Raw genomic sequence first — 23,899 nt, 5'->3', positions numbered from 1 at the left:
CCGTTATACTTTCACGATACTTTCCTGATACTTCCATGATATTTCCATGATGCTTCCCGGTGCAGTGAAAGGTCCTTATCTTCCTTCCGCTGCGCGGAAAGCATCCCCGAGGGCGCCCATGCAGATTTCCATCCTGGCCTCGTACTGAGGGTAAAACTCCATTTCAGTCAGGTATGGATGGACAAAAAACAGCTGCAGGATATAGCGGGCGACAGAGGACCGGCTTTTTTCTGTCAGGAAGGCGAGGGCGTTTTCCGCCCTTTTCCTGAAGCTGTGCCAACTGCTGATAAAGGCTTCATACCGGGGCAGGTCCTCGACCCCCAGCCAGTCTCTGAGCAGGACCGGCGTCTTTTCCCTTCCTGTGCATTCATTTTTCTGAACGATATAATAAAACCTGTCTCCCTCATAGTATCTGCCCATGGGATAGAGCCGGCAGAAACCGGGACGCCAGGGATGGATCGTACACCGGCCGGACTCTGAGAGAAAGGGACAGCAGTCCTGCTGCAATCCATTATTGCCTCCGGATTCTCCTTCATGATGCTGCATCAGGTTGGGCAGGATCAGGCCTTCCACCAGCCGGATCTCGATCTGGAGCTCGATCATCTCCTCAAAGGTCCTGCCGGTCCCGGTCTGCAGCAGGTACATATCGTAGGGATCCAGGATGATCGTATCGCCTGTGTTCCGGCAGCAGTCAGAACATCCCTCACAGCCGGAACAGCCCACCGGTACCAGATCGTCCGGTGAGTAAAAGCGTCCGTCATAGATTTCTTCTATTCCCTCTTCCCGCAGCATTGTCTACTGATACTCCTTCATGTTAAGACGGTTTTTCGCATCTTTCGTTCTGTCACGGTGTCTGCTGCTTTTTCCAGGAATATCCCCTCGGGTAGAGGACCTCATCGGTAAAATGGTACTCCTTATCCAGCTTCATCAGGTTCACAGGGAGTGTCCCCTCCGGTTCAGAACCGCCAAAAACAGCGCAGATGGCAGCGGGAAGGCTGGGATTAAAAGCCTGTCCCTCCTCAGGCAGGTTATTCATCCCGGTTGACCCGTAACAGGCTATGACCGCATCCGCCTCCTGATATCTGGCGGCATCATAGGGCAGCCAGGCACTGATCACAGTGATCCTGCCGCCGTCTTTGTGAACGCCTGCGATGATTTTGTCCAGAGCCATTCCGGATTCTCCGTCCTCTGTCCGGGGATCCAGCTCCGGCGCGGAAAACATAAGGGAGACGGCAGCCACATGGTCGGCCTCCCGCGCAGCCTCCAGGCATTCTTCAATGTTGTCCGGCCCGTAGACAAGTGCCTTCCACTCTGTGTTGTCCGGAATCTTTTTCTCTGATTCCAGATGCTTTTTCGCGAATTCAGCAGTCAGCTTCCTGTTCTCTCCGGGATACAGGACCAGGACCTTCTCATTCTGCCCAAGTCTGCAGGGAAGGGTATCTTCTTTATTTTCTATAAGCGTCAGGGAACGCTCAGCTGTCTCCCAGGCTTTTTCAGCCTCTTCCCTGCTGCCGACCCGGGGCTTTATTTCATTGATCTGTTCCTCAGAAATCCCGAAATCCCGGGGCTGCAGCAGGCCGTGCTTTGCCTTCAGAGTAAGGATCCGGCGCACAGATTCATCGATCCTTTCCCGACTGATGATGCCTTTTTCAGCCATCTCTGTGATCTCGTCGATGACTTCAGGCAGTCTGGCGGCAGTGTCCGCATCCTTGACAGAGACCGGCATCAGAAGCATATCTGCGCCGGCGTTGATCGACAGTCTCCAGACATCCTTTTCCTCAAAGTGGCTGCTGATCGCATCCATCTCGAGAGCATCTGTAACCACGACGCCCTCAAACCCCAGTTCTCCGCGCAGAAGGTCCGTGAGGATTGTACCCGACAGGGTGTCCGGCAGAAAGATTTCTTCCCCGGTCTGCTTTGAAACACTGGTTTTCTTTTCGATCGCGGGATGCTGGATATGAGCGGTCATGATCATCTCCGCACCGGCATCGATAGCTTCCCTGAAAGGAATCAGCTCGCATTCTCTAAGTTCCTCCAGAGTTTTGTTTACACAGGGCAGTCCCACATGACTGTCTGTATCTGTATCACCATGACCGGAGAAATGTTTCAGGCAGGCGATCGTGCCGCTTTCCGACAGGCCTTTCAGAAAGGCTCTGCCGTACTGAGACACAGTCCCGGGATCATCGGAAAAAGAGCGCACACCAATGACCGGGTTCTTGGGATCACTATTGACATCCATCACCGGGGCAAAGTCCGTGTTGAAGCCTATGAGGGACAGTTCCTCTCCTATGGAAGTCCCGGCTGCTCCCGCCAGATCCGGATCCCCGGCTGCCGCGAGCGCCATATTTCCCGGCCAGCCCGTGGCCTGCGACAGGCGGTTGACAATTCCCCCTTCCTGATCCACCGAGATCAACAGGGGTATTCTGCATTCCCTGTCTGTATCCTGATTCGCCGACTGCAGATCACTGATCAGGCGCATAGTGTCGCTCAAGCTTCCGGAACAGTTCTCACTAAAAAGGATCACGCCTCCGAGGCGGCTCTTCGCGATCGTCTCGCGCACCGTTTCATTCATCCTGGTAAAGGGAACTGCTCCTTCATCCTCATGATCCGGATCGTCATTCCAGGTCCTGAAAGCCGGGATCAGCATCTGACCGACCTTTTCCCGGAGCGTCATTTTTTCCATCACGGCGTCCACTTCCGCCGCTGTATTGTTTCCCTTTTCCTCTGAGACGCCGGCTGATTCCGGAGTGGCATAGGCTGTTATGGAACCTTTCGCCCCAAAGATCTGAATAATCAGCGCAAAGCTGAGCATAATCACTGCCAGTCTGCCTGCTCTCCTGTTTTTTGCAGCCATTTCCATTCCTTCCTTTCCTGGTAAAAATCATAGTAAAAACTTAATAAAATCTCTAAGTAGAGGCAGTAACGCCGTCTATTATTTTATCGTCAGTTCGGATATAAAGCAACTGCCGTAAAGGCATCCCCTGCCGCAGCAAAAAACAGGAGGACTGTAACAAGGCAGGGACAATATTTTCTGAGTCTCTTTCCCGCCGCCGCATTACAGTCGTCCTGAAGCACTACGAACATTAACATTTCTATCTGTGAGGAAAAGCCATGAAAAAAAGAAACAAAATGAACTGCAGGATGCACTCCCGGACTCTGTGCTCTCTGGCTCTGGCTGCGGTATGCGCCGCATCCCTGGCGCTGACCGGCTGCAGTGCTTCCACATCAGACGCAGGGACCGGAGGCACCGTCGTCCGTGTGAATGCTGCCCAGACCGCAGACACCGCCCAGGCAGCAAGTCCATCCGACACCGTTACCGTCACTTCGAAAGGCAGCGTTTACGCAGTGCCTGATCTGGCCGAACTTCGTTTCGGTGTCCGAACCCAGGCAGAGACTGCGGCAGAAGCGCAAAGCGCCAACAGCAGCGGTGTGGATTCCGTCATCAAAGCCCTCAAAGACAATGGGGTCAGCGAGGACAACATCCAGACCACCTGGTATGATGTAAGTCCCCAATACGACTGGAACACCGGCAACGGGGATACGATCACCGGATACAGTGTCAGCACCAGTCTGTCAGTAAAAGGTGTCGCGATCAAAGAAGCGGGAGGTCTCATCTCTGCCTGTACCGAAGCAGGCGCGAACGAATTCAATGGTGTCAGCTACAGCTGCTCGCAGTATGCAGCCTTTTACAGCGAGGCACAGCAAAAAGCAGTGGAAGCCTCAAAAGAAAAGGCTTCTGTCCTTGCGGCAGCCGCCGGACGTTCCCTGGGACCGGTCAGGTCCATCACGGAGGGCTGGCAGGATACGACCTATGAAGCCAATATGAAGACAATGGCGGCTATGGATGCCGGAAAAGGCGCCGGCCCGGAGAGCAGCGCCGCAGGCTTCATGCCCGGTGAAGCAGAGATCACGGCAAATGTGACCGTGACCTATGAATTGAAGTGATACACTTGCCGAAAGGTATAGGAAGCGGAATAAAGGGCAGCCGGCTGCGCATCTGAGCGCGGCAGGCTGCCCCTTAATTCTGCTTAAAGGATCCCCGGTTCACGGGAGATCCCGGAAAAGTCACCTGAACGCAATAACCGGAGACAGTTATCTTTTATGTCGGGACCGATCACTTGTTGTAGTTGACGATCTTTCCAAAGTCCTCAGTGAGGGCTGCGCCGCCGATCAGGCCGCCGTCGATATCGGGCTGAGCAAACAGCTCGGGAGCGGAGGAACCCTTGACGGAGCCGCCGTACTGGATGCGGATCTTCTCAGCTGTATCTGCGTCATAAATCTCGGCGATGAGTTCACGGATCGCATGGCAGACTTCCTGTGCCTGTTCTGTAGTTGCAACCTTGCCGGTTCCGATCGCCCAGATCGGCTCATAAGCAATGACCATAGAAGCAGCCTGCTCCTTCGTGACGCCCACGAGATCGCTCTTGAGCTGCAGACGGATCCAGTCGATCGTAACCCCCATCTCACGCTGCTCAAGTGTCTCGCCGCAGCAGAGGATCGGGATCAGACCATACTCAAATGCCTTGAGTACTTTTCTGTTCAGGAAAGCGTCATCCTCTTTGTAATACTCTCTTCTTTCAGAGTGACCGATGATGACATACTTGACACCTGCATCAACAAGCATCGCACCGGAGACTTCACCGGTGAAAGCGCCGCTGTCCTTGTCGGAGAGGTTCTCTGCGCCAACAGCCACGTTGGAGCCCTTTACAGCCTCTGCCACGGGAACGATGTCAATGGCAGGCACGCAATAAACGACGTCCACATCGTCATTCTTTACAAGAGGAGCCAGAAGCTCGACAAGAGCTTTTGCCTCAGAGGGGGTCTTGTTCATTTTCCAGTTACCGGCTATGATTTTCCTTCTTGCCATGTCTTTTCTCCTAATCATAAATGATAAAAATACTGCTAATTGTCTCCGTATCCCTTATAGCACGTTCAGCTTCTGATCATCTGTCGTCCACAGGCGCTGCGCCGGGGTATTTTTTATTATCTATTACTTGTCGTTTGCAGCCGCAACACCGGGAAGATCCTTGCCCTCGAGGAATTCAAGGGAAGCGCCGCCGCCAGTGGAAATGTGGCTCATCTTGTCATGGAAGCCCATCTGATTGGCTGCCGCAGCGCTGTCGCCGCCGCCGATAATGGTGGTAGCATCTGTATCTGCCATAGCCTGGGCAACAGCCTTTGTGCCCTTGGACAGGATCGGGTTCTCAAAGACGCCCATCGGGCCGTTCCAGACAACAGTCTTGGCAGTCTTGACCGCGTTGGAGAAGATCTCAATGGTCTTCGGACCGATGTCCATGCCCATCTTGTCAGCGGGGATCTTGTCGATATCCACGATTTCAGTCGGGATCTCAGCATCGATCGGATCCGGGAACTCTGAAGTGATAACAGCATCAACAGGCAGAAGCAGGCTCTTGCCCAGGCTCTCCGCCTTCTTGATCATCTCTGCACAGTAGTCGACCTTGGTTTCGTCCAGAAGGGACTTGCCGATCTCATAGCCTTTGGCCTTTGCAAAGGTATAAGCCATGCCGCCGCCGATGATGAGAGTATCGCACTTCTCCAGCAGGTTGTTGATGACTGCGAGCTTGTCAGCGACCTTCGCGCCGCCCAGGATCGCGACAAAAGGACGAACCGGATCTTCAACGGCTTTGCCGAGGAAGTCGATCTCTTTCTGCATCAGATAGCCGACAACAGCCGTATCCAGATACTGGGTCACGCCGACGTTGGAGCAGTGTGCGCGGTGAGCGGTACCGAATGCATCGTTGACGAAGACATCCGCCAGGGAGGCAAGGTCTTTGGAGAACTCCTCACCGTTCTTGGTCTCTTCCTTGCGATAGCGGGTGTTCTCGAGCAGGACAACATCGCCGTCCTTCATAGCCGCGACAGCTGCCTTTGCGTTCTCGCCTACCACGTTGTCATCTTTTGCAAAGACGACTTCCTGGCCGAGAAGCTCGCTCAGCCTCTTTGCCACGGGAGCAAGAGACAGCTCGGGCTTGGGCTCGCCCTTCGGCTTGCCCAGGTGGGAGCAGAGGATCACCTTGCCGCCGTCCGCGATCAGCTTTTTGATCGTGGGAAGAGCCGCGACAATACGGTTGTCATCCGTGATCTGTCCTGCCTTGAGCGGCACGTTGAAATCGCAGCGGCAAAGAACGCGTTTGCCCTTCACGTTAATATCATCAACCGATTTTTTGTTCAGTCCCATACTATTTCCTCCTAAATTCTGAATGAATCCTGTTGTAAAAAGGGTCCGGTCCATAACAGACCGGACCCTTCTCAAATACTCAGGTCAAATATCCCGGGAACTGCTGCAGCGCTATTGGCAGGCAGAGCCTGATCCTGTCCGGCTGAAATCCCGGAATGCACATTCATTATGCGCCGAGCAGGCTGCCGAAGTGCTTAATGGTGCGGACCATCTGGCTGGTGTAGGAATTCTCATTGTCATACCAGGAAACAACCTGGACCTGGGTCGTGCCGTTGTCAAGAGGCAGAACCATGGTCTGGGTAGCATCGAACAGGGAGCCGTAGCGCATGCCGATGATATCGCTGGAGACGATCTCGTCCTCATTGTAGCCGAAGGACTCGGTCTTGGCTGCCTTCATGGCTGCATTGATCTGATCCTTGGTCACATTGCCTTCGACGACAGCGGTCAGGATGGTGGTGGAGCCTGTAGGGGTGGGAACACGCTGGGCAGCGCCGATCAGTTTGCCGTTCAGCTCGGGGATAACAAGGCCGATAGCCTTTGCAGCGCCGGTGCTGTTGGGAACGATGTTGATGGCTGCAGCGCGGGAACGCCTCTTGTCACCCTTCCTCTGAGGGCCGTCAAGAGTCATCTGGTCGCCGGTGTAAGCATGGATCGTGCACATGATACCGGACTTGATGGGAGCGAGGTCATTAAGAGCCTTGGCCATAGGAGCCAGGCAGTTGGTTGTGCAGGATGCAGCGGAGATGATCTTGTCTTCGCTGGTCAGGGACTGATGGTTTACATTATAAACGATGGTGGGAAGATCATTGCCCGCGGGAGCGGAAATGATGACATGCTTGGCGCCCGCATCGATGTGTGCCTGTGCTTTTCCTTTGGAGGTATAGAAACCTGTGCACTCCAGAACGACATCTACGCCGATCTCGCCCCAGGGAAGCTCAGCTGCGTCAGCCTTAGCATAAATCTTGATCTCTTTGCCGTCGACAGTGATGGAATCCTCACCGAAGGTTACGGTATCGGCCTTCTCATATCTGCCCTGTGTGCTGTCATATTTCAGCAGATGTGCAAGCATCTCGGGAGAGGTCAAATCGTTGATTGCAACAATCTCAAAACCCTCAGCGCCGAACATCTGACGGAATGCCAGACGACCAATACGACCGAAACCGTTAATTGCAACTTTTACTGCCATGTTCATTCCTCCTGAATTAACTTGAAAATTTTTCAACAACCGGTGCACCTGTAATTCCGAGTCGTTATTATGCCATCCGGTTTTTGTCAAAAATCATTGTACAGTATTTTGATAGTAAAAGCAAATAGTATTCTGGGAAATAATTGTTAAATATGTAGTGTTGTGTTACCGTACAGACCCCCTCGAAATTCGAGGCGTTTTTCGCGGGTTTTTCGCGAAAAGCCTCAGTTTTACGGCGAAAATCCAATCGCGAAGCGATTTGGAACGATTTGGAATGTGATTTTCGCAAGCTGCAGTTACACGCCCTCGACAGGGCGTGTGTTTTAACAGCGTAAAAAAAACGGTGCAGAGACCACCCTGCACCGGAAAATGCACTCGACAGGAATCGAACCTGCATTAAAGGCGTCGGAGGCCTCCGTTCTATCCATTAGACTACGAGTGCAGTTATCAAATTGTCACTGACAGTCCCTTTGGACTGCTGAACGGAATTTATGTTAGCACATCTTTCCTGACGTGTCCAGCAGAAAAATCGCCATTCCGGATCAATAATTGCCGATCATGTAATAATAGTGATAAGAAAACGGGAAAGGACAGGACAACGATTGGAGAAGAAACAGAAGTAACGACTGGAGAAAGATCAGAAGAAAATAAGGAAGACAATCAGGAAAACGGGCTTAGGAAAACAGTAAAACGCCACAAAATACCTGCAGTATCTCATTGTGTTTTTTTCATGAACAGTTTATAATAAATATGTAAAAATAATCATTTTTCTTTCAATCCTGCAACGGAAATTTGTCAAGGAGGTATCTCTATGATCAATTCTATCAAACGCTTCGCAGCAGGTTTACTCATCGCAGTCCTTCTCGTCGGTACCTTTTCCGTCACAAATGCAGAAGCTGCGCTGCCTAAGCCCGGTAACGCCCGTTTCGTAAAATGGAACAACTCCAAGTTCACATCATGCCGGATCGCATGGAACACAGTCTCAGGCGCGGATTATTATGAGATCGTGTGGACATACACGGACGGCTCTCACTGGAATCACCGCTACCAGTACAATTCCTACAACTACATCGACATCACCGGTCTTGACTATAACCATGTTTACAAGGCACAGGTGAGATCACTCCGGATGAACGGCGATGTGATCACGGACAAGAGCAGCTGGTCCAACAGCGTGTATATTACACCCTGGCCCCGCAGCATAAAGGGTTCGCTCAAGGGTGAGTCCGATGTCAGGCTTTCATGGAATAAGATCTCCGGAAGCAGCGGCTACAATGTCTTCCTCGCCACGAACCCCAACGGAACATGGAGATGGAACCAGTCCACTGACACTACTGCTACAGCTACTTCCGCACATGTCAAGAAATACAGCGGTTCCAAGCTCAAAACATATCAGAACTACTATTTCAGGATCGTCACAAGGCGCAAACAGAACGGTTCCTTTGTCTCCGTTCCCACTCCTTATGACGGATACTATTCCGGAAGGTTCTATCTGTATGTGAGCATGAAGTACAACTGATGACCCCCGCTGAAAAGGAGCCTGTTTCCAGTTTCATCAGGTCTCCTGCAGTATAGCTGAACCGCAGGCGGCAGGTAATGCGCAAGCACTTTACCTGCCGTCTTTCTTTATTTTTAAATTCTTCATGGCTTAATACCCGTGCCTTCAGACATGATATCCACACGCAAAAAGTGAAAGCCGCTTCATCGGCCAAGACTCACAAGCGAGTCTTGAATAACAGAAAATAACAGAAAGCTTACAATTACTTACAGTTAAAGGAAGTTTTTATGGAAGTATTTATGGATAAAACAACCCCTGACCACATCGGCAGGACTCAGGCTCCTGAGGGCAGCATCCCCGATGAGGTCTCCATCCGCATCATCCGGAGCAGCCGCAGGACACTCTCCCTTCAGGTCCGAAGAGGAGGTGAAGTGATCGTCCGGGCTCCTCTTCATGCTTCTCTGAAAGAGATCAACGCCTTTATCCAAAAAAACAGGTCCTGGCTGGCCAAACATCTTGCTGCCGTCCAGAAAGAAAAGGAGGAAGAAGACCAGCATCCGGTACAGCCTCTCACCATGGAAGAGATTAGGTCCCTGGCAGACGAAGCAATGCGTGTTCTCCCCGCCAGAGTGTCTCATTTTGCCCCTCTCGTCGGTGTCACCTACGGCCGGATCACGATCCGCAATCAAAAGACCAGATGGGGGAGCTGCTCATCGAAGGGTAATCTTAATTTCAACTGTCTCCTGATGCTGGCTCCCGCTGCCGTTCAGGATTATGTCGTCGTCCATGAACTCTGCCATAGAAAAGAGATGAACCATTCCCCCCGGTTCTGGGCCGAGGTGGAACGGATCATCCCTGAATATAAGACTTATGAAAAATGGTTAAAAACGGAAGGAAAGCACCTGATGCGGCGCATGACCGGGTAAAGCATTCTATGCTTCCCGCCAGTCGAGGATCACTTCATCCGCGATCTCCAGGGTCTCTTCCCACTTACCGGAGAAGGGCTCATAAACTGCGACGGCATAAAACCCTGCTTCTTTCGCAGTGCGGACCGCTGTGAAGGCATCTTCAAAAACAGCGATCTCGTCGGGCCGGGCACCGAGCCGCCTGGCCGCTTCCAGAAAAGCGTCAGGATAATCCTTTCCTCTTCCGACCTCTTCACAGCTCATGATAAAAGAAAACAGATTCCATATCCCGAGTCGTTCCAGACAGACCTTCACCAGAGGAGGGGCTGTCGAAGTGACAACACAGAGAGTGACGCCCTCTGACCGGAGTTTTTCAAGATATTCCCTGACACCCTCTTTCAGGGGGATATCCTTTTCGTAATGTCCCCGCATGACCTCGCCCAGTTCATCGGCGATCTCCTGCGGTGTCTCCGGAAGGTCGAATGTCTGTTTAAGCACGGCACAGGCTTCCGGCATGGTCATTGTCTTGATGCGCTCCATGAGCTCATCCGTGTCCTCATTGATCCCCCGGCTGATCAGATATTCGGGGCTGAGTCTGTCCCAGTAGCGCATGGAATCCACCAGAGTGCCGTCCATGTCCATAATACAGTATTTTTTATCCACTCTTTTCTCCAGTCTGCGCGGAAAGTCTTTTTGCGGCATCCGGGTTCAGTTTATCAGAGCCCGCCTTATCGAAAAAGCCGCGAAAAACTTATTCTTCATCTGAATCCGGCTGATCAGATAAAGGAAAGTGCCTGATCCAGATCTGCCAGAATATCCTTTGCGCTCTCCAGGCCGCAGGACAGCCTGATCAGGTCGGGTGTCACACCGCCGGCCTTGAGCTCTTCATCTGTGAGCTGACGATGAGTAGAGGAGGCGGGATGGAGCACGCAGGTATGGGCATCCGCCACGTGAGTGGCGATCATACCGACCTTGAGGTGTTTCATAAACTCCTCAGCTGCAGAACGTCCGCCCTTGACACCGAAGGAGATCACACCGCAGGTGCCGTCAGGCATATATTTCTTCGCCCGCTCAAAGTATTTGTTGGAAGGAAGGCCGGGGTAATTGACCCAGGCGACCTTCTCATGCTTTTCGAGGAATTCAGCTGCCTTCTGGGCATTCTCGCAGTGCCTGGGCATGCGGACCGCCAGGGACTCGATCCCCAGGTTCAGATAAAAGGCATTCATCGGCGCCTGGATGGATCCCAGGTCGCGCATCAGCTGCGCAGTCGCCTTGGTGATGTAGGCGCCGCCCTGACCGAATTTCTCTGCATAGGTGATTCCGTGATAGGACTCATCCGGTGTGGTCAGGCCCGGGAACTTGTCCGCGTGGGCAAACCAGTCGAAATTCCCGCTGTCCACGATACAGCCGCCGACTGCGGCGTCGTGTCCGTCCAGATACTTGGTCGTGGAATGGACGACAATGTCAGCGCCCCACTCAAAAGGCCTGCAGTTGATCGGAGTAGCAAATGTGTTGTCGATGATGAGCGGTACGCCGTGGGCGTGGGCTGCGTTGGCAAAGCGCTCTATATCAAATACGATCAGAGCGGGATTGGCAAGAGTCTCTCCGAAAACCGCTTTGGTATTGGGCCTGAAAGCAGCTTCGAGCTCTTCATCGGAACAGTCGGGATCCACAAAAGTAAACTCAATGCCCATGCGGCGCATGGTCACATTAAACAGATTAAAAGTCCCTCCGTAAATCGTGGAGGACGCGACGACATGGTCTCCGCAGCCGGCAAGGTTAAAGACAGAGAAGAAGGAAGCCGCCTGTCCGGAGGATGTCAGCATGGCAGCTGTTCCGCCCTCCAGCGCACAGATCTTGGCCGCGACCATGTCATTCGTGGGGTTCTGGAGCCTGGTATAGAAATAGCCCGGCGCCTCCAGATCGAACAGCTTTCCCATATCCTCGCTCGTATCATATTTGAACGTCGTGCTCTGGATAATGGGAATCATCCTGGATTCTCCGTTTTTCGGCTCATATCCCGCCTGTATGCACATTGTATCACGTTCCATTTTCAGACCTCCTTTTTTTAACTGTTATTGCTCGTTTCCGGTCACACTCTGACCGGGGTGTGATCATGAAACATCTCGAAACCGGTCAGCAAGTGACCAGAAACACCAGTAACTATTACTCCTATACTGCCGGAGCAGCGTCTCTGCAATACCATTAATGCCAGTAATGCGTCTCACAACGATGCGGACTTTTCCGCGCAAGCCTTAACGCACTCAAATACCGAGCTCCTGAATCCTTTTTCCTCAAGGACACGGACTGCCTCGATCGTCGTTCCTGCCGGGGAAGTGACCATATCCTTGAGCTCTCCCGGATGTTTCCCGGTCTCCAGGACCATTTTAGCACTGCCGAGCACTGCCTGGGAAGCGAATTTATAAGCCATGGAACGGGGCATCCCGCCCAGGACAGCCGCGTCCGCCATCGCTTCGATGAACATAAATACATAGGCGGGAGAACTGCCGCTGACCGCGGTGACGACGTCAAAGAGGCTTTCGGAAACCTGTTCCACCTCTCCGAAGGCACCGCAGAGACCGCAGACCTCTTCCATCTCTTCGGGTCTGACCCTGCTGTTGGCGCAGGCAGCGGTCATGCCCTCCCCCACCAGGGCGGGAGTGTTGGGCATCAGACGGACAAGGCGGACCGGGTACTCGCCGAAGCGTTCTTCGATCCATGAGACGGACCTGCCGGCCGCAATACTGACAAACAGCTGCTCCCTGGAAGCACAGCCCCGGATCCCGAAGATCACCTGCTCCAGATACTGGGGCTTCACCGTCAAAAAGACGATCTGCGCCTTCCTGACGACCTCCTCATTGTCCGCTGTAACCAGAATCCCGCTCTCCCGGCTGATTTTTTCCCGCGCCTGTTCAGACAGGTCCGCACCGATGATCTCATCAGGAGCGACAACGCCCGACGCAATGATCCCCCTTATGATGGCACCTGCCATGTTTCCGCAACCGATAAATCCAAGTTTCATATTTTTCCGGCCTGTAGACCTCGTGACCTCAGTCATTAGAAGAGACTTCCGTCAAAAGAGAGAGCCGTCCTCCTTCCATAATTCTATAAACTAAATGAATGCTGTGTAAAAAATGCTGTTAAAAACGCCCGGGATATGATTGAAAATGCCCGGGATATGATTGAAAATGCCCGGGGTATGTTTGAAAATGCCCGAAGTATGACCAAAAATATCCGGACTGTGACCGGAAACATCAGATCCGGTCCAGCAGTTCACTCACGCTTCTCACAACGCCTTCCGCTGCATCCTTGATCTGCTGCGGGGCATGGTTGAGGGTATAGGGATGGTCCACGCTCTCCAAAAGCGGGAGGTCATTGTAGGAATCTCCGATCCCGTACATCTCTTTGACTCCAAAGGCTTTTCTGACGACCTCGACCCCGATGCCCTTCGAGCATCCCGCCGGCACGACATCTATATGGGTCATATTCTGAAAAGCAGTCACTTCCTCCCCATACACTTCGTTGATCTCCGCCGCCGCCTCCGAAGCGGTTTTTTCATCCGGCGCAGCCATGGAGATCCCGTATATATGTCCGCCTTTGAGATCCTCAAAGGAATCAATATGGGTCTGCAGATAAGTTGTTTCAGAAAAAATATAAACCGTATCGTTTGCCTGGATCACGGCTCTCATGGTAGAAGCGTACCTTTTGTAAATGGCCTCAACCGTACTGAGCGGTACACATTTTCTGTAGAGCACATTTTCCTCTCCGTCCAGTACCAGGGCCCCGCTCGCCAGAATATAGAAATCCGGGCGGATCCACCTTCCGATCACTTCCCTGACACCCACCAGGGACCTGCCGGTACAGATCCCGAAGAGACCGCCCCTCTGCTGATAATAAAGGATGGAAAAAATATCCGCTGCCCGCAGGGGTTCTTCATCTCCCATAAAATATAAGGTATTGTCAAAATCACTTGCTGCTGCCCGGCCAAAAGAAGGTCCGGCTGTATCAGCTGCTCTGTCTGTATCGTTCCTTTTTATTTCCATATGTTTTTATTTCCATCAGCTTTTTTCAGTAATCAACCTTCATCAGGCACAGGCCCCTGGCCGGGGCCGTAGGACCTGCTGTCCTCCTGTCCTTAGCCTCTATGATATGCCCTGTCTGTTCCGGTTCGATCTCGCCGAAACCGACCTGCAGCAGAGTCCCCACCATGATCCTGACCATATGCTGGAGAAACCCGTTGCCGTGTACGTAAAAGCGGATATAGGAACCGCTCTCTTCGATCCTGATCACATCCACGACCCGGATTGTAGGTTTTTTCATCTTCGAGTTTCCGCAGAAACTCCTGAAATCATGCATGCCGATCATATACTGGGCCGCATCCCGCATTTTTTCCAGGTCCGGCTTCCGGTCGAGACAGTACACATAGCGGCGGTCAAAAACCGGCTTGGCATTTCCATACCAGCAGGTATAGCGGTAGGTCTTGCCGCGCGCCTTGAATCTGCTGTGAAACCGGTCCGCACAGACACTGACAGCATTGACACTGATATCTTCCGGCAGATAGCGGTTCATATAAGCCTGGATCTCCTGTTCCGTCATCTCCGTGTCGAGCAGGACATTGCAGGTCATCGCGCGGGCATGCACACCGGCGTCGGTCCGACCTGCGCCGATCACTGTCACAGGATCTCCCGGATCCCGGCCCGTCATTCTGGTCAGGACAGTCTCCAGCCTCCCCTGAATGGTCAGATCTGTCTCCTGCTGATGCTCCCAGCCGAAATACCTGGTCCCGTCATAGCTGACCACCATTTTAAAATTTCTGGTCATGATCCTCCTCTTTAAATCTCTCGAGGAACTATAAGTCTCCAGAGGAACTCTGCACTCCGGAAACCGCTGCGCCGAAAAACGCTGCGGGATTCAGAGTAAATTGATGAACGAGTTACTGATCCTCTTATTTTATCTTCCCTGCACCTCGTTTCGATAATCCTTGAGCAGGCTGGCGAGTGTGTCCGCGTTCCTGTCCTTATCCATGATCATGATCTTGAAGCTGTCTCTGAACAGCAGACGGATCGAAGGTTTCTCAACAGCATATTTGACCAGCCAGCGGTCCGTTGAATCGAGGGATTTTGCCCGGATCACCGCCTTTAGCTCTCTGTAAGGCAGATAATTCCAGTTCAGGCCGTCAGGGAAATAAACCGCCTCTTCGCCCGCTTTGTATTGTTCGACCGTGACTGCGCGTTTAAAATCCGCGCGGGGATCATCGATCAGGGCATCTTTCAGCAGGGGTCTGATTTTGAAAATTTCCATATTGGTATCTATCTCCTCTTCTATATTGAATGATGGATGACGATTCCGCAGCCTTACCGGGGCCGGCCTGTGCAAGCATTTGCCGGCGAAATGATGATAACGAAACCGAGAGGAATTCAGGCAGGCAGAAAATCGAGATTATTAACTGACGCAGTTAATACTATATAGCCTGAACTGTCATCCGTCAAACGTCACTCTCATTCCATCAGGCGCAGGACCTCGTCGCGAAGGGCATCCCGTCTCTCACGCAGAAGGAGCATGCGGTTGTATCTGAAGTATTCCTCATTCCCATGTTCATTGATAAATTTCAGGCTGTAATAGCCTGAGGACAGTTCGGTCAAAAAGAGCACCATCTCCTGGCCGTCTCCGTATACATGGGAGAGGAAGCGGAAGGCATTGGTCAGGCTTGTGTCCGCCTCTTTTACCGCAGTCTGCCTTGCCTGCTCACGCGCGGAAAACCAGTCGCGGATCAGGGCGTACTGCATCCTGGGCGGCAGGGGCTGTGAGATGCTCTTTTCCAGGAGCTGTTCCCGGAGCACGTCCATTTCCCTGCAGGCAGTCCTGAGGACGCGTTCCTGTTCGCGCTCCACGGGAATACCCGCCTCCTTTTTTCTGCGAAGCTCCCGCAGCAGGCTCCCGCTTCTTTCATGGATCGCTTCAGCCGCAATGTTCTGCACAGCCCTGCCAGGCTGTTCCTCTTTCGCTGACTGCCGGCCGGAAGATCCCGGGAGCTTAGTCTCTGCAGATCCCTGTGAGGATGCAGAATCTCCTTCTCCTGTATTTTCAGCAGACTGATTTTCAACAGACTTATTCTCAGCAGACTTCAGGACCTGTCTCACCTGCGACATCTCCCGCATGAGAAGCTCCTGCACAGCCTTGTCCCGCGCACAGGCGGCAAAGGCCTGACTGAGGGCCTCGATCAGAAGGCTGATCAGGCTCAGTTTTTCATCAAAGGGAGCGACTTTCATCTCCCGGATGCGGACAGGATCAAGCTCCAGCTTCTCCCCTCCCTCCGTTCCGGTAAACCGGCCCGCCAGGATATCCGGCACACGGTAAATATCCCCGTATTTTTTATAGAGCTCATAATAAACGGCAAAGCTGCGGGAGATCTCGGGATCCTGCAGGAACTGAACGGCAAGGCCCTCATTCACAGGCAGATTTCTTTTTTCATGTACCTGAATGGTCCTGGACAGGTCCTCCCAGCCGCGGGCAGTCACGAAATGTCTTCCCTCGACCTCAGTGCGGATAGAGTAAAAATGATTGTTCCGGATACCGAGATAGGCCATGATCGATCCGTGGATCCCCGCCCGGGAAGCATATTCCCTGAAGGAAGCAAAGTCTTCCTCTATGTCGATCCGGCGCAGCCTGTCGAGAGTGACAATGTCAAAATCACGGACGGACTTATTGTACTGGGGAGGATTGCCCGCTGTCACGATGATGAACCCGTCCGGGACCCGGTGCGCGCCAAAGGTCTTGTACTGCAGGAACTGCAGCATCGTGGGAGCCAGCGTCTCGGAGACACAGTTGATCTCATCCAGAAACAGGATCCCCTCCTTCACTCCGGAGGCTTCGATCTGGTCATAGACCGCCGCGATGATCTCGCTCATGGTGTACTCTGTCACGGAGTACTCCCTGCCGCCATAGTTTTTCCTGGAAATAAAAGGAAGACCGATGGCGCTCTGTCTGGTGTGGTGGGTGATGGTATAAGAGACCAGGCCGATACCGCACTCCTCGGCGACCTGTTCCATGATCGCCGTCTTGCCGATCCCTGGAGGCCCCATCAGAAGAATCGGGCGCTGCTTTTCCGTTGGGATCGTATATACTCCTGTCTCGTCCTTGTCCAGATAAGCCTGTACGGTGTGGATGATCACTTCTTTTGCTTCTTTTATATTCATATGTGCGACTCCTCCTGCCTAATCTCTTTAGCTGCCGCTGTCAGGAACTGCTGACAAGCTTTTCTCCCCTGATATACAGCTTCATTGCCCAGTCCGGGACCTTCGAGTCATCCAGTTCTTCATCGTTGAAAAAGACAAAGGCCGTGTCGTAGTCCGTCGGCTTCTCCGGATAGATCCCCATACCGTCTGTAAAATACATCAGGGCTTCCATATCCCTGATCTCACCCGTCCGTCTCTTTTCCTCGATGTAAGAAAAGACCGGGCGGAAATCCGTGCCGAATCCTCCCTTCACATGGAAGGATTCGGCATATTTTTCCAGATCAGAGATATCGCGGACTACGATCTCATCCTGAACGTGCTCATCGCATTCGATGATATGCACCTCGCTGGAACTGAAAAACTGACCGATGTTGCGAAGGACTGCCGCGGTCTCATTGAGGAACCGCTGCACGAGGATCTCCTGGCAGGAGGCCGAAGTATCAATGGCGATCGCCAGGGTCCGGATCCGGTTCATCTCCCGGTATTCGTTCTCCTCGATCAGAGGCATGTTCCCGTAAACCTCAAGTCCGTAATTATAAAAGCCATAATCAAAGGAATCCGGATCGATCGTCGTCACCTCGCGCAGGATGGCAAACTTCCGCAGAAATTCCCGGTAGTCTGTCCTGCGGCGGTTGGAGATGGACAGGATCCGGTCCAGACTCCCGCGGTCCTGGGATGCCTCCTTCCCCGAGGCCAGAAGCTCCGCTTCCATGCGCTCGGAGGTTTCCTTCCACTGCCTGTTCAGATTTTCTATCTTCTTTAGTTTCCGGACAGACTTCTCATGAGTGTTTTTTTCACCGTTTTTTTCATCGTTTTTTTCATCGCCATTTCTTCTGTCGGAATCTTTGTTGCCGCCTTCATCCTGCCTGCCGGAAGGCCGTTGGCGGCGGGCGTTCCTTTCGCTGTTCTTTTCCTTGTTTTCTTCTTTATTGTTTTCTTTATTTCCGGTCTGCGAATCTTTCTTACTGTCGGGATCGTCATTACCGGGACCGGAATCGTTTTCAGAATCGTTTTCGGAATCGTTTTTGGAATCAGTATTTCCGGAAGGGCTGTTATCCGAGTCTTTTTGCCTGGAGTTCTCTCCGGAAGGATTTTCCTCCTCGTCCTCCATCCTTTCCCAGAAGCTGTGGTCATCGTAGGCGAAGATCTGCGCGAGCTGCATCTCCTCGAGGTAATTCCGCTTTCTTTCTATAAAATACTGGTAGATCCGCTCCGCAGTCAGAACATGGATCTCCTCCTCCAGTCTGCTGTACCATTTCTGACGGTATTCCGGCGTCAGCTCCGCCACTGCCCGGTATTCCATCGAATCAATGATCGCATCCACAGCGATATCGCTGGCCAGATCCCAGAGTTCCCTGTCCTCCTTTTCCCGTGCGGTGAACATATGGCGGAAGACACAGTGGAGGATCATATGCAGATAGGTGCGGTTCAGAAACCGCGGGCGGTTCACGTAGAGCTGGAAGAGATAATTGGGGTTAAAGCGGATCATGGCGGCATCCGTCCCGACAAAGGCCGTGGACAGATCCATGATCCATCCCAGGCTGTGCAGGGCAGGGCCCAAAAAGCGCATGGAGAGATAGAGCTCCGTCCTCGACGCATCCAGTATTCTTTTTCCCATTTCGTCCAGTTCAACTCTGTTTCCCATACCTGCCAGTCCTGTCTCTCCTGTAAATACCGTTACAGTATCCTTGTTATTATGACTTTCTTTCCTGCTTTTGACACGCAGTCCTCACCAGTCATCCAGGGTAAATTCCCCTGAAGAGGAAGTCTCATTTTCTTTCTCTGTTTTGTCTCTTCCCGCCAGAATGATGCTGCAGGCTTCTGTCAGGCCGAGGGCAGATGCCTCGCGGAGAGCGTCGTCGGCTGCGTCCGCACTGACAAAGCCGCGGTCCGCCATCATGCGCAGCCGCAGGATCCCTTCTTCAGAAAAAGCATGGGAGGTCCCGCCGCGCATCTGCTGCAGAAACTGCAGCAGGGCCTCCCGGGCATTTACGCGCAGGTGGTCTTCGTAGGCCTGCCTGTGCTCGGGAGCGAGATTGTAAGGGAAGAGCAGACGGTCAGCCGCGATTTCGACAGCAGCCTGCGGATCATCGAGGACGACCCTCGAAAAGAGGCGGTCATACTCCCGAAAGCCGACTCCCTTTCTCCGCACGCATTCCCTGTAGACCATGCCTGATCCGGTGATGGAAAACTGGATCGTTCTGGCCATTGTATTTTCATTAAAGGCATATAGATAACCGGGAAAAGTCAGACGCGCCTCCCCGTCGGAGAAAAGCAGACAAAACTGCAGCCGGGTGTCTGATTCCGACAGGATATCCTTCATCACGGTGAAGCTTCCCCCGGGATTATCTCCGTTGATATGGATCCGGATCCGCCGCAGACGCAGATCATGCCGGAATACTCCATTGTGAAAATCAGTGATCCCGTCGTGCAGGTCCACCTCTTCGAGCTCCGGACAGTTGTACAGGGCAAAGGCCCCTACAGAACGCAGATTCCGGGGCAGGGAGAGCGATCGCAGATGCTGCTGTTCTCTGAAGGCGTGCGGGGCGATCCTTCTGACAGGAAGGCCTTCCAGAAATTCAGGCACCTCCAGGTAAACCCTCTCCTGTGTCAGGCCGGTGATCGCCGCCTCCTGCTCAGGTGTCGACCCGCTTCCTTTACTTTTTTCTTCTATCAGAAATTCAAAATTATTTTCAGGCATAGTTCTTGTTCCTGATTTACCGGCTTTATTTCCCTGGCATGATTATCCTGAATTGGTTTCATTGCCATGATTCCCGGCAATGGTTGCATGGATATAATTTCCCCGCCATGGTTTCATTGTCATTCATTATCAGATTCATTATCATTTGTAGTAATTCACCAGAATATTATATACATTTTTTCTATTTTTTGTATTGAATTAACATTCATTTTGTGTGAACATTATCTATGATTGTCATTGAACATTCATTGAATGGAAAAACTGTGAATATTTACCACTGCCGTTGATCACGATCATCCTGTCAGGCAGATACGCATAATGTATTGAAATCATAGTCGGTTAAAACCATAGTCTCATAAATCTATTAAAATCATCATTAATTGAAAACAGAAAGGAAATGCTCCCGTACGTAAAAAGCTGAACATTACCACTGACCAGGCGCGAGGCGTCCCGGTAAAACACTTCCGTACGTAAAAAGCTGAATATTGCCACTGACCAGGCGCGAGGCGTCCCGGTAAAACACTTCCGTACGTAAGGAGCTGACAGTTTAAATCAACACAGGAGGAAATCAAAGCATTAATGCAACGAGAATATTTTACCCATTACAGCGGCCGGCTGAACCGGGATATGCACATTCTGATCCACGGCGACAGGGGCTGTCCGCTTCTTGTCTATCCGACGCAGGACTCCAAATGCACCAACTTTGAAGATTTCGGCATGATCGACACCATTGCGGATTTCATCGACAGCGGGCAGGTCCAGGTCTTTACGGTAGACACGGTCGATAAGGAAAGCTGGTCCGATCTGTACGGCGACAAGGCTCACCGCGCAGATGTCCAGGAAAACTATTATCATTATGTTGTCGATGAGGTCGTTCCTTTCATTGCTTCACGCAACAAATCCGGAAGGCGTCCTGTTGCAGTCGGCTGCAGTCTCGGCGCAATGCACGCCGGTATCATAGCCCTGCGGCGGCCCGACCTGTTCGACGGCTGTATCGCCATGTCCGGTATCTATGACGCCACTTATTTTACAGGCGGCTGGATGAACAGTAAATGGTACGACAACTCACCGGTGCATTTTCTGCAGAACATGCCCCGCGACCATCGTTATATCAATCTTTACAACCAGCGCAGCCTGATCTTCTGTGTGGGACAGGGCGCCTGGGAGAATGACGGTATCCGCACCCTCCTGCTCATGGCCAGCATTTTCCGCGACAAGGGGATCAACGCCTGGTGCGACTTCTGGGGCTATGATGTCAGCCACGACTGGTACTGGTGGAAAAAACAGATCCGCTATTTCCTCCCCAAGGTCCTGGACGGATCCGCAATTGGCAACACATAAGGATAGACAAAGAAAGATCCGACAGCAGGAAAACGGAATTCAAATCAGAATCCATATAAGAATTTATATAAGAATTCATATAAGAATTCATATAAGAATTCAAAGAAAGTAAAAAACCGGTAAGAAGCAGACAGAATACAGAGAGAATACAGAGAAAAGAAGTAATCCCGGTAGCAAAGAGAATAAAATACAAAAATATTCCCGGTAACAAAGAAAACGGAATACAAAGAAAAGGGGGCAAGAATGAATTTCATATTTATCTCACCACAGTTTCCGCAGACCTTCTGGAATTTCTGCGACAGGCTCAAAAAGAACGGCGTCAATGTACTCGGGATCGGCGATTCCCCTTATGACAATCTGGCACAGAATGTCAAAGATTCCCTGACAGAGTACTATTATCTTCCTACTCTGGAGGATTACGACGGCGTCTTCCGGGCTGTGGCCTTCTTTTCCTTCAAATACGGAAAGATCGACTGGCTGGAGTCTAACAATGAGTACTGGCTGGAGCTGGACGCCCGCCTGCGCACGGATTTCAACATTACCAGCGGTGTTAAATCCGAGGAGATAGAGAAGTTCAAGAGCAAGGCACAGATGAAAAAATGGTACGAGAAAGCCGGTATTCCCACTGCCCGCCAGCACAAGGTGATCGCCGATGAGACCGGCCTCGCCGCCGCAAAGGCTTTTATCGCGCAGACCGGATATCCCGTCATCGTCAAGCCTGAGATCGGCGTCGGCGCCCTGGATACCTACAAGCTGGAGAATGATGCCGACCTCGAGCATTTCTATGCCAATATGCCCGCCCACCCCTATGTCATGGAGGAGTTCATCACCGGCAATATCGCTTCCTATGACGCGATCATCAATTCCAAGGGCGAGCCGCTCTTTGAATCCATGACCTGCTGGCCGCCCTCCATCATGGATATCGTCAACCACAGGCTCGACCTCGCCTACTATGTGGCCGCGGAGATGCCTGAATCCCTGCGCAAAATGGGCCGCGCAGCTGTGGAGGCCTTTGAAGTCAAAGGACGTTTCGTCCATATGGAATTTTTCTGCCTGACCAAGGCCAAACCAGGCCTCGGCGAAGTGGGCGATTTTGTCGCCCTGGAAGTCAACATGCGCCCCGCCGGCGGCTACACCCCCGACATGATGGATTACGCCCACTCCCTGGACGTCTACCAGATCTGGGCGGATATGGTCACCTATGACGAGCGCCGCTTCCCCGCCGCCGAGAAAGAACAGTGCTGCGCTTACGCCGGCCGCCGGGATGAATACGAATATGTCCACTCCCACGAGGAGATCATGGAAAAATACGGTAACTGCATCGTCACCTGCGAGCGCATGCCCCAGCTCATGTGGGATCAGATGGGCAACATGAACTACACTGCTATCCTCCCCGACGAAGAAGCCACCCATGAGTACATCCGCTTCGTCCAGGAATACAAGGAAGGGAGCGGTCCTGATTACAGATAACTATTCACTGAAATATGCACTGTATAACACATTTCATTACACATATCGATATATATTATTATAGAAATTGCTGTGCACTTTGCTAAACACTTATTGCAGTACACATTGCTATACGCATTACGGTATTCATTGCTATAATCATTACAATTCATTTACAGTGTGCGTATACGCAAACTATAATATGAGCGACGTTCAATGCACACGGATACTGTTTATCCGTGTGCATTTTGTACATTTAACAAATTCGTGTTCCCGGAATATTTGTGTTCCCGGAATATTTGTGTTCCCGGAATATTCGTGTTCCCGGAATATTCGTGTTCCCGGAACATTCGTGCTCCTGAAATACGGATATCTAAAAAGGACTTCTCATGTTTTCTACAATATTGGAACAGATGATGCGGGCTATTGCGGACGCCGCCCGCATTCCGGTGATCATAGCCCTCTTCTGCTTTCTGGCCTTCTCACTTTTCAGCATAGGAATGACAGCCATGGAGGCCTGGGGGGAAAGGCGGTACCTGGATTACCATCTCCCGGGGCTTCTGGAGGAGCTTCAGGACTGTAAACCGAACAGGGTCAGGGCCCGGATCAAAGGGAGCGGTCTGCTGACCCGCCATAAGGATATCCTTCTGGAGCTTGCCTCTCATCCCTCCTTCGGACAGGACATGCTTGAGAGCCTGGCTGACAACCTCATGGAAAAAGAACAGGCGCATTATGACCATATCCTGTCCATGACAGCCCTGACCGCCAGGCTCGCTCCCATGGCAGGACTCCTGGGCACCCTCATTCCCCTGGGGCCCGGCATCACTGCTCTGGGTTCGGGAGATGTCCAGACCCTGTCCCGTTCTCTCCTCATCGCTTTTGACACCACGGTCCTCGGCCTCATCGCCTCCGGGATCTGTCTGGTCACAGGAAGTATCCGCAGACGCTGGTATGCTCAGTATATGTCAGATCTGCAGACACTGGCGGACTGCGTCGTGGACAAGTGCCGGAGCCGGCAGGAGTCTCCAAAAGATACAGAAGATTCAGAATAAGATGTGAGATAAGATGTGAGGGCTCTGTTGAACAGGCCCGGGGAAAATCTAATGCACTATATGACTTTCTTTAAAAGCCGCCTTCAATCGATTGTGATCCGGCTGACATGCTTTCTGATATTCTCCTCTCTTCTCTTTTTCTCTGCCTTTTCTATCCCCGCGGGATTCTTTACTGTACAGGCTTCACCTGTTTCGGATGATACCGGTTCCGAAGAGAATCTGGCCGCTGAAGAAAATCTGGCCGCCAAAGAGAATCTGGCCGTCGAAGAAAATCTGGCCGATAGAGAAAGCCTGGCCTTCGAAGAAAATCTGGCCGATAGAGAAAGCCTGGCC

At 52.1% G+C, this 23,899-nt stretch carries 20 protein-coding genes and 1 tRNA gene; 6 read left to right on the top strand and 15 right to left on the bottom strand.

What is annotated here, in order from left to right; all coding sequences use genetic code 11:
• Window positions 1-75 precede the first annotated feature (75 nt).
• Window positions 76-792, bottom strand: coding sequence for a YkgJ family cysteine cluster protein (locus BLT02_RS06760; RefSeq protein WP_092992860.1), 717 nt, complete (start codon window positions 790-792; stop codon window positions 76-78).
• A 52-nt stretch (window positions 793-844) separates the two neighbouring features.
• Window positions 845-2,854: a glycoside hydrolase family 3 protein gene (locus BLT02_RS06755; protein WP_175453727.1), complete on the bottom strand. Its 2,010-nt coding sequence runs from the start codon at window positions 2,852-2,854 to the stop codon at window positions 845-847.
• A gap of 257 nt (window positions 2,855-3,111) precedes the next feature.
• Between BLT02_RS06755 and BLT02_RS06750 the strand changes: the two genes are divergently transcribed.
• Window positions 3,112-3,945, top strand: a complete 834-nt coding sequence (locus BLT02_RS06750) for an SIMPL domain-containing protein (RefSeq protein ID WP_092992856.1) — start codon at window positions 3,112-3,114, stop codon at window positions 3,943-3,945.
• Between the two features lie 169 nt (window positions 3,946-4,114).
• Here BLT02_RS06750 and tpiA read toward each other — a convergent pair whose 3' ends face one another.
• The 4 genes from tpiA to BLT02_RS06730 all read right to left on the bottom strand — a co-directional run bounded on the left by tpiA (window position 4,115) and on the right by BLT02_RS06730 (window position 7,827).
• On the bottom strand, window positions 4,115-4,867 hold the full coding sequence (tpiA, locus tag BLT02_RS06745) for a triose-phosphate isomerase (protein ID WP_092992854.1): 753 nt from the start codon (window positions 4,865-4,867) through the stop codon (window positions 4,115-4,117).
• Window positions 4,868-4,990: 123 nt separating this feature from the next.
• On the bottom strand, window positions 4,991-6,199 hold the full coding sequence (locus BLT02_RS06740) for a phosphoglycerate kinase (protein WP_092992852.1): 1,209 nt from the start codon (window positions 6,197-6,199) through the stop codon (window positions 4,991-4,993).
• A 166-nt stretch (window positions 6,200-6,365) separates the two neighbouring features.
• Window positions 6,366-7,385 (bottom strand): type I glyceraldehyde-3-phosphate dehydrogenase, encoded by a 1,020-nt coding sequence (gap, locus tag BLT02_RS06735; protein WP_092992850.1) that lies wholly within the window; start codon window positions 7,383-7,385, stop codon window positions 6,366-6,368.
• Window positions 7,386-7,755: 370 nt separating this feature from the next.
• A tRNA-Arg gene (locus tag BLT02_RS06730) sits at window positions 7,756-7,827 on the bottom strand.
• Between the two features lie 369 nt (window positions 7,828-8,196).
• Between BLT02_RS06730 and BLT02_RS06725 the strand changes: the two genes are divergently transcribed.
• Both BLT02_RS06725 and BLT02_RS06720 read left to right on the top strand, forming a co-directional pair.
• Window positions 8,197-8,904, top strand: a complete 708-nt coding sequence (locus BLT02_RS06725) for a fibronectin type III domain-containing protein (protein WP_092992848.1) — start codon at window positions 8,197-8,199, stop codon at window positions 8,902-8,904.
• Between the two features lie 266 nt (window positions 8,905-9,170).
• Complete coding sequence (locus BLT02_RS06720) at window positions 9,171-9,809, top strand: M48 family metallopeptidase (RefSeq protein WP_242869721.1); 639 nt, start codon at window positions 9,171-9,173, stop codon at window positions 9,807-9,809.
• A 6-nt stretch (window positions 9,810-9,815) separates the two neighbouring features.
• On the opposite strand, the gene BLT02_RS06715 is transcribed toward BLT02_RS06720, so the two are convergent.
• From BLT02_RS06715 to BLT02_RS06675, 9 genes are all read right to left on the bottom strand, one after another.
• Window positions 9,816-10,451 carry an HAD family hydrolase gene (locus BLT02_RS06715; RefSeq protein WP_092993028.1) on the bottom strand — a complete coding sequence of 212 codons (636 nt, stop codon included), beginning with the start codon at window positions 10,449-10,451 and terminating at the stop codon, window positions 9,816-9,818.
• 113 nt (window positions 10,452-10,564) lie between these two features.
• Complete coding sequence (locus tag BLT02_RS06710) at window positions 10,565-11,839, bottom strand: O-acetylhomoserine aminocarboxypropyltransferase/cysteine synthase family protein (RefSeq protein ID WP_092992846.1); 1,275 nt, start codon at window positions 11,837-11,839, stop codon at window positions 10,565-10,567.
• 173 nt (window positions 11,840-12,012) lie between these two features.
• On the bottom strand, window positions 12,013-12,810 hold the full coding sequence (proC, locus tag BLT02_RS06705) for a pyrroline-5-carboxylate reductase (RefSeq protein WP_092993026.1): 798 nt from the start codon (window positions 12,808-12,810) through the stop codon (window positions 12,013-12,015).
• A gap of 232 nt (window positions 12,811-13,042) precedes the next feature.
• Window positions 13,043-13,831, bottom strand: a complete 789-nt coding sequence (locus tag BLT02_RS06700) for an HAD-IIB family hydrolase (RefSeq protein WP_092992844.1) — start codon at window positions 13,829-13,831, stop codon at window positions 13,043-13,045.
• A gap of 25 nt (window positions 13,832-13,856) precedes the next feature.
• Window positions 13,857-14,609: a tRNA pseudouridine(38-40) synthase TruA gene (gene truA / locus BLT02_RS06695; RefSeq protein WP_092992842.1), complete on the bottom strand. Its 753-nt coding sequence runs from the start codon at window positions 14,607-14,609 to the stop codon at window positions 13,857-13,859.
• 129 nt (window positions 14,610-14,738) lie between these two features.
• The gene (locus BLT02_RS06690) at window positions 14,739-15,089 is read right to left on the bottom strand and encodes a hypothetical protein (protein WP_092992840.1); all 351 of its coding nucleotides are present in this window, start codon (window positions 15,087-15,089) and stop codon (window positions 14,739-14,741) included.
• A 197-nt stretch (window positions 15,090-15,286) separates the two neighbouring features.
• A complete protein-coding gene (locus tag BLT02_RS06685) occupies window positions 15,287-16,984 on the bottom strand; it encodes an ATP-binding protein (protein WP_092992838.1) in 1,698 nt (565 codons plus the stop codon).
• Between the two features lie 40 nt (window positions 16,985-17,024).
• Complete coding sequence (locus BLT02_RS06680; protein ID WP_092992836.1) at window positions 17,025-18,668, bottom strand: vWA domain-containing protein; 1,644 nt, start codon at window positions 18,666-18,668, stop codon at window positions 17,025-17,027.
• Between the two features lie 84 nt (window positions 18,669-18,752).
• Window positions 18,753-19,724, bottom strand: a complete 972-nt coding sequence (locus BLT02_RS06675) for a leucine-rich repeat protein (RefSeq protein WP_092992834.1) — start codon at window positions 19,722-19,724, stop codon at window positions 18,753-18,755.
• A 579-nt stretch (window positions 19,725-20,303) separates the two neighbouring features.
• Between BLT02_RS06675 and BLT02_RS06670 the strand changes: the two genes are divergently transcribed.
• The 3 genes from BLT02_RS06670 (at window position 20,304) to BLT02_RS06655 (ending at window position 23,566) form a co-directional block, all read left to right on the top strand.
• A complete protein-coding gene (locus BLT02_RS06670) occupies window positions 20,304-21,065 on the top strand; it encodes an esterase family protein (RefSeq protein WP_092992832.1) in 762 nt (253 codons plus the stop codon).
• 243 nt (window positions 21,066-21,308) lie between these two features.
• Entirely contained in the window at window positions 21,309-22,535 is a 1,227-nt protein-coding gene (locus BLT02_RS06660) for an ATP-grasp domain-containing protein (RefSeq protein WP_092992827.1), read from the top strand.
• A 368-nt stretch (window positions 22,536-22,903) separates the two neighbouring features.
• On the top strand, window positions 22,904-23,566 hold the full coding sequence (locus BLT02_RS06655) for a MotA/TolQ/ExbB proton channel family protein (protein ID WP_092992825.1): 663 nt from the start codon (window positions 22,904-22,906) through the stop codon (window positions 23,564-23,566).
• Window positions 23,567-23,899: the final 333 nt, after the last annotated feature.

Origin of the sequence: Sarcina sp. DSM 11001, from assembly GCF_900101015.1 — a bacterium.
Classification (GTDB): domain Bacteria; phylum Bacillota; class Clostridia; order Lachnospirales; family Lachnospiraceae; genus CAG-791.
The sequence above is the reverse complement of the archived record's forward strand: the minus strand, read 5'-3'. Positions and strand labels throughout refer to the sequence as shown.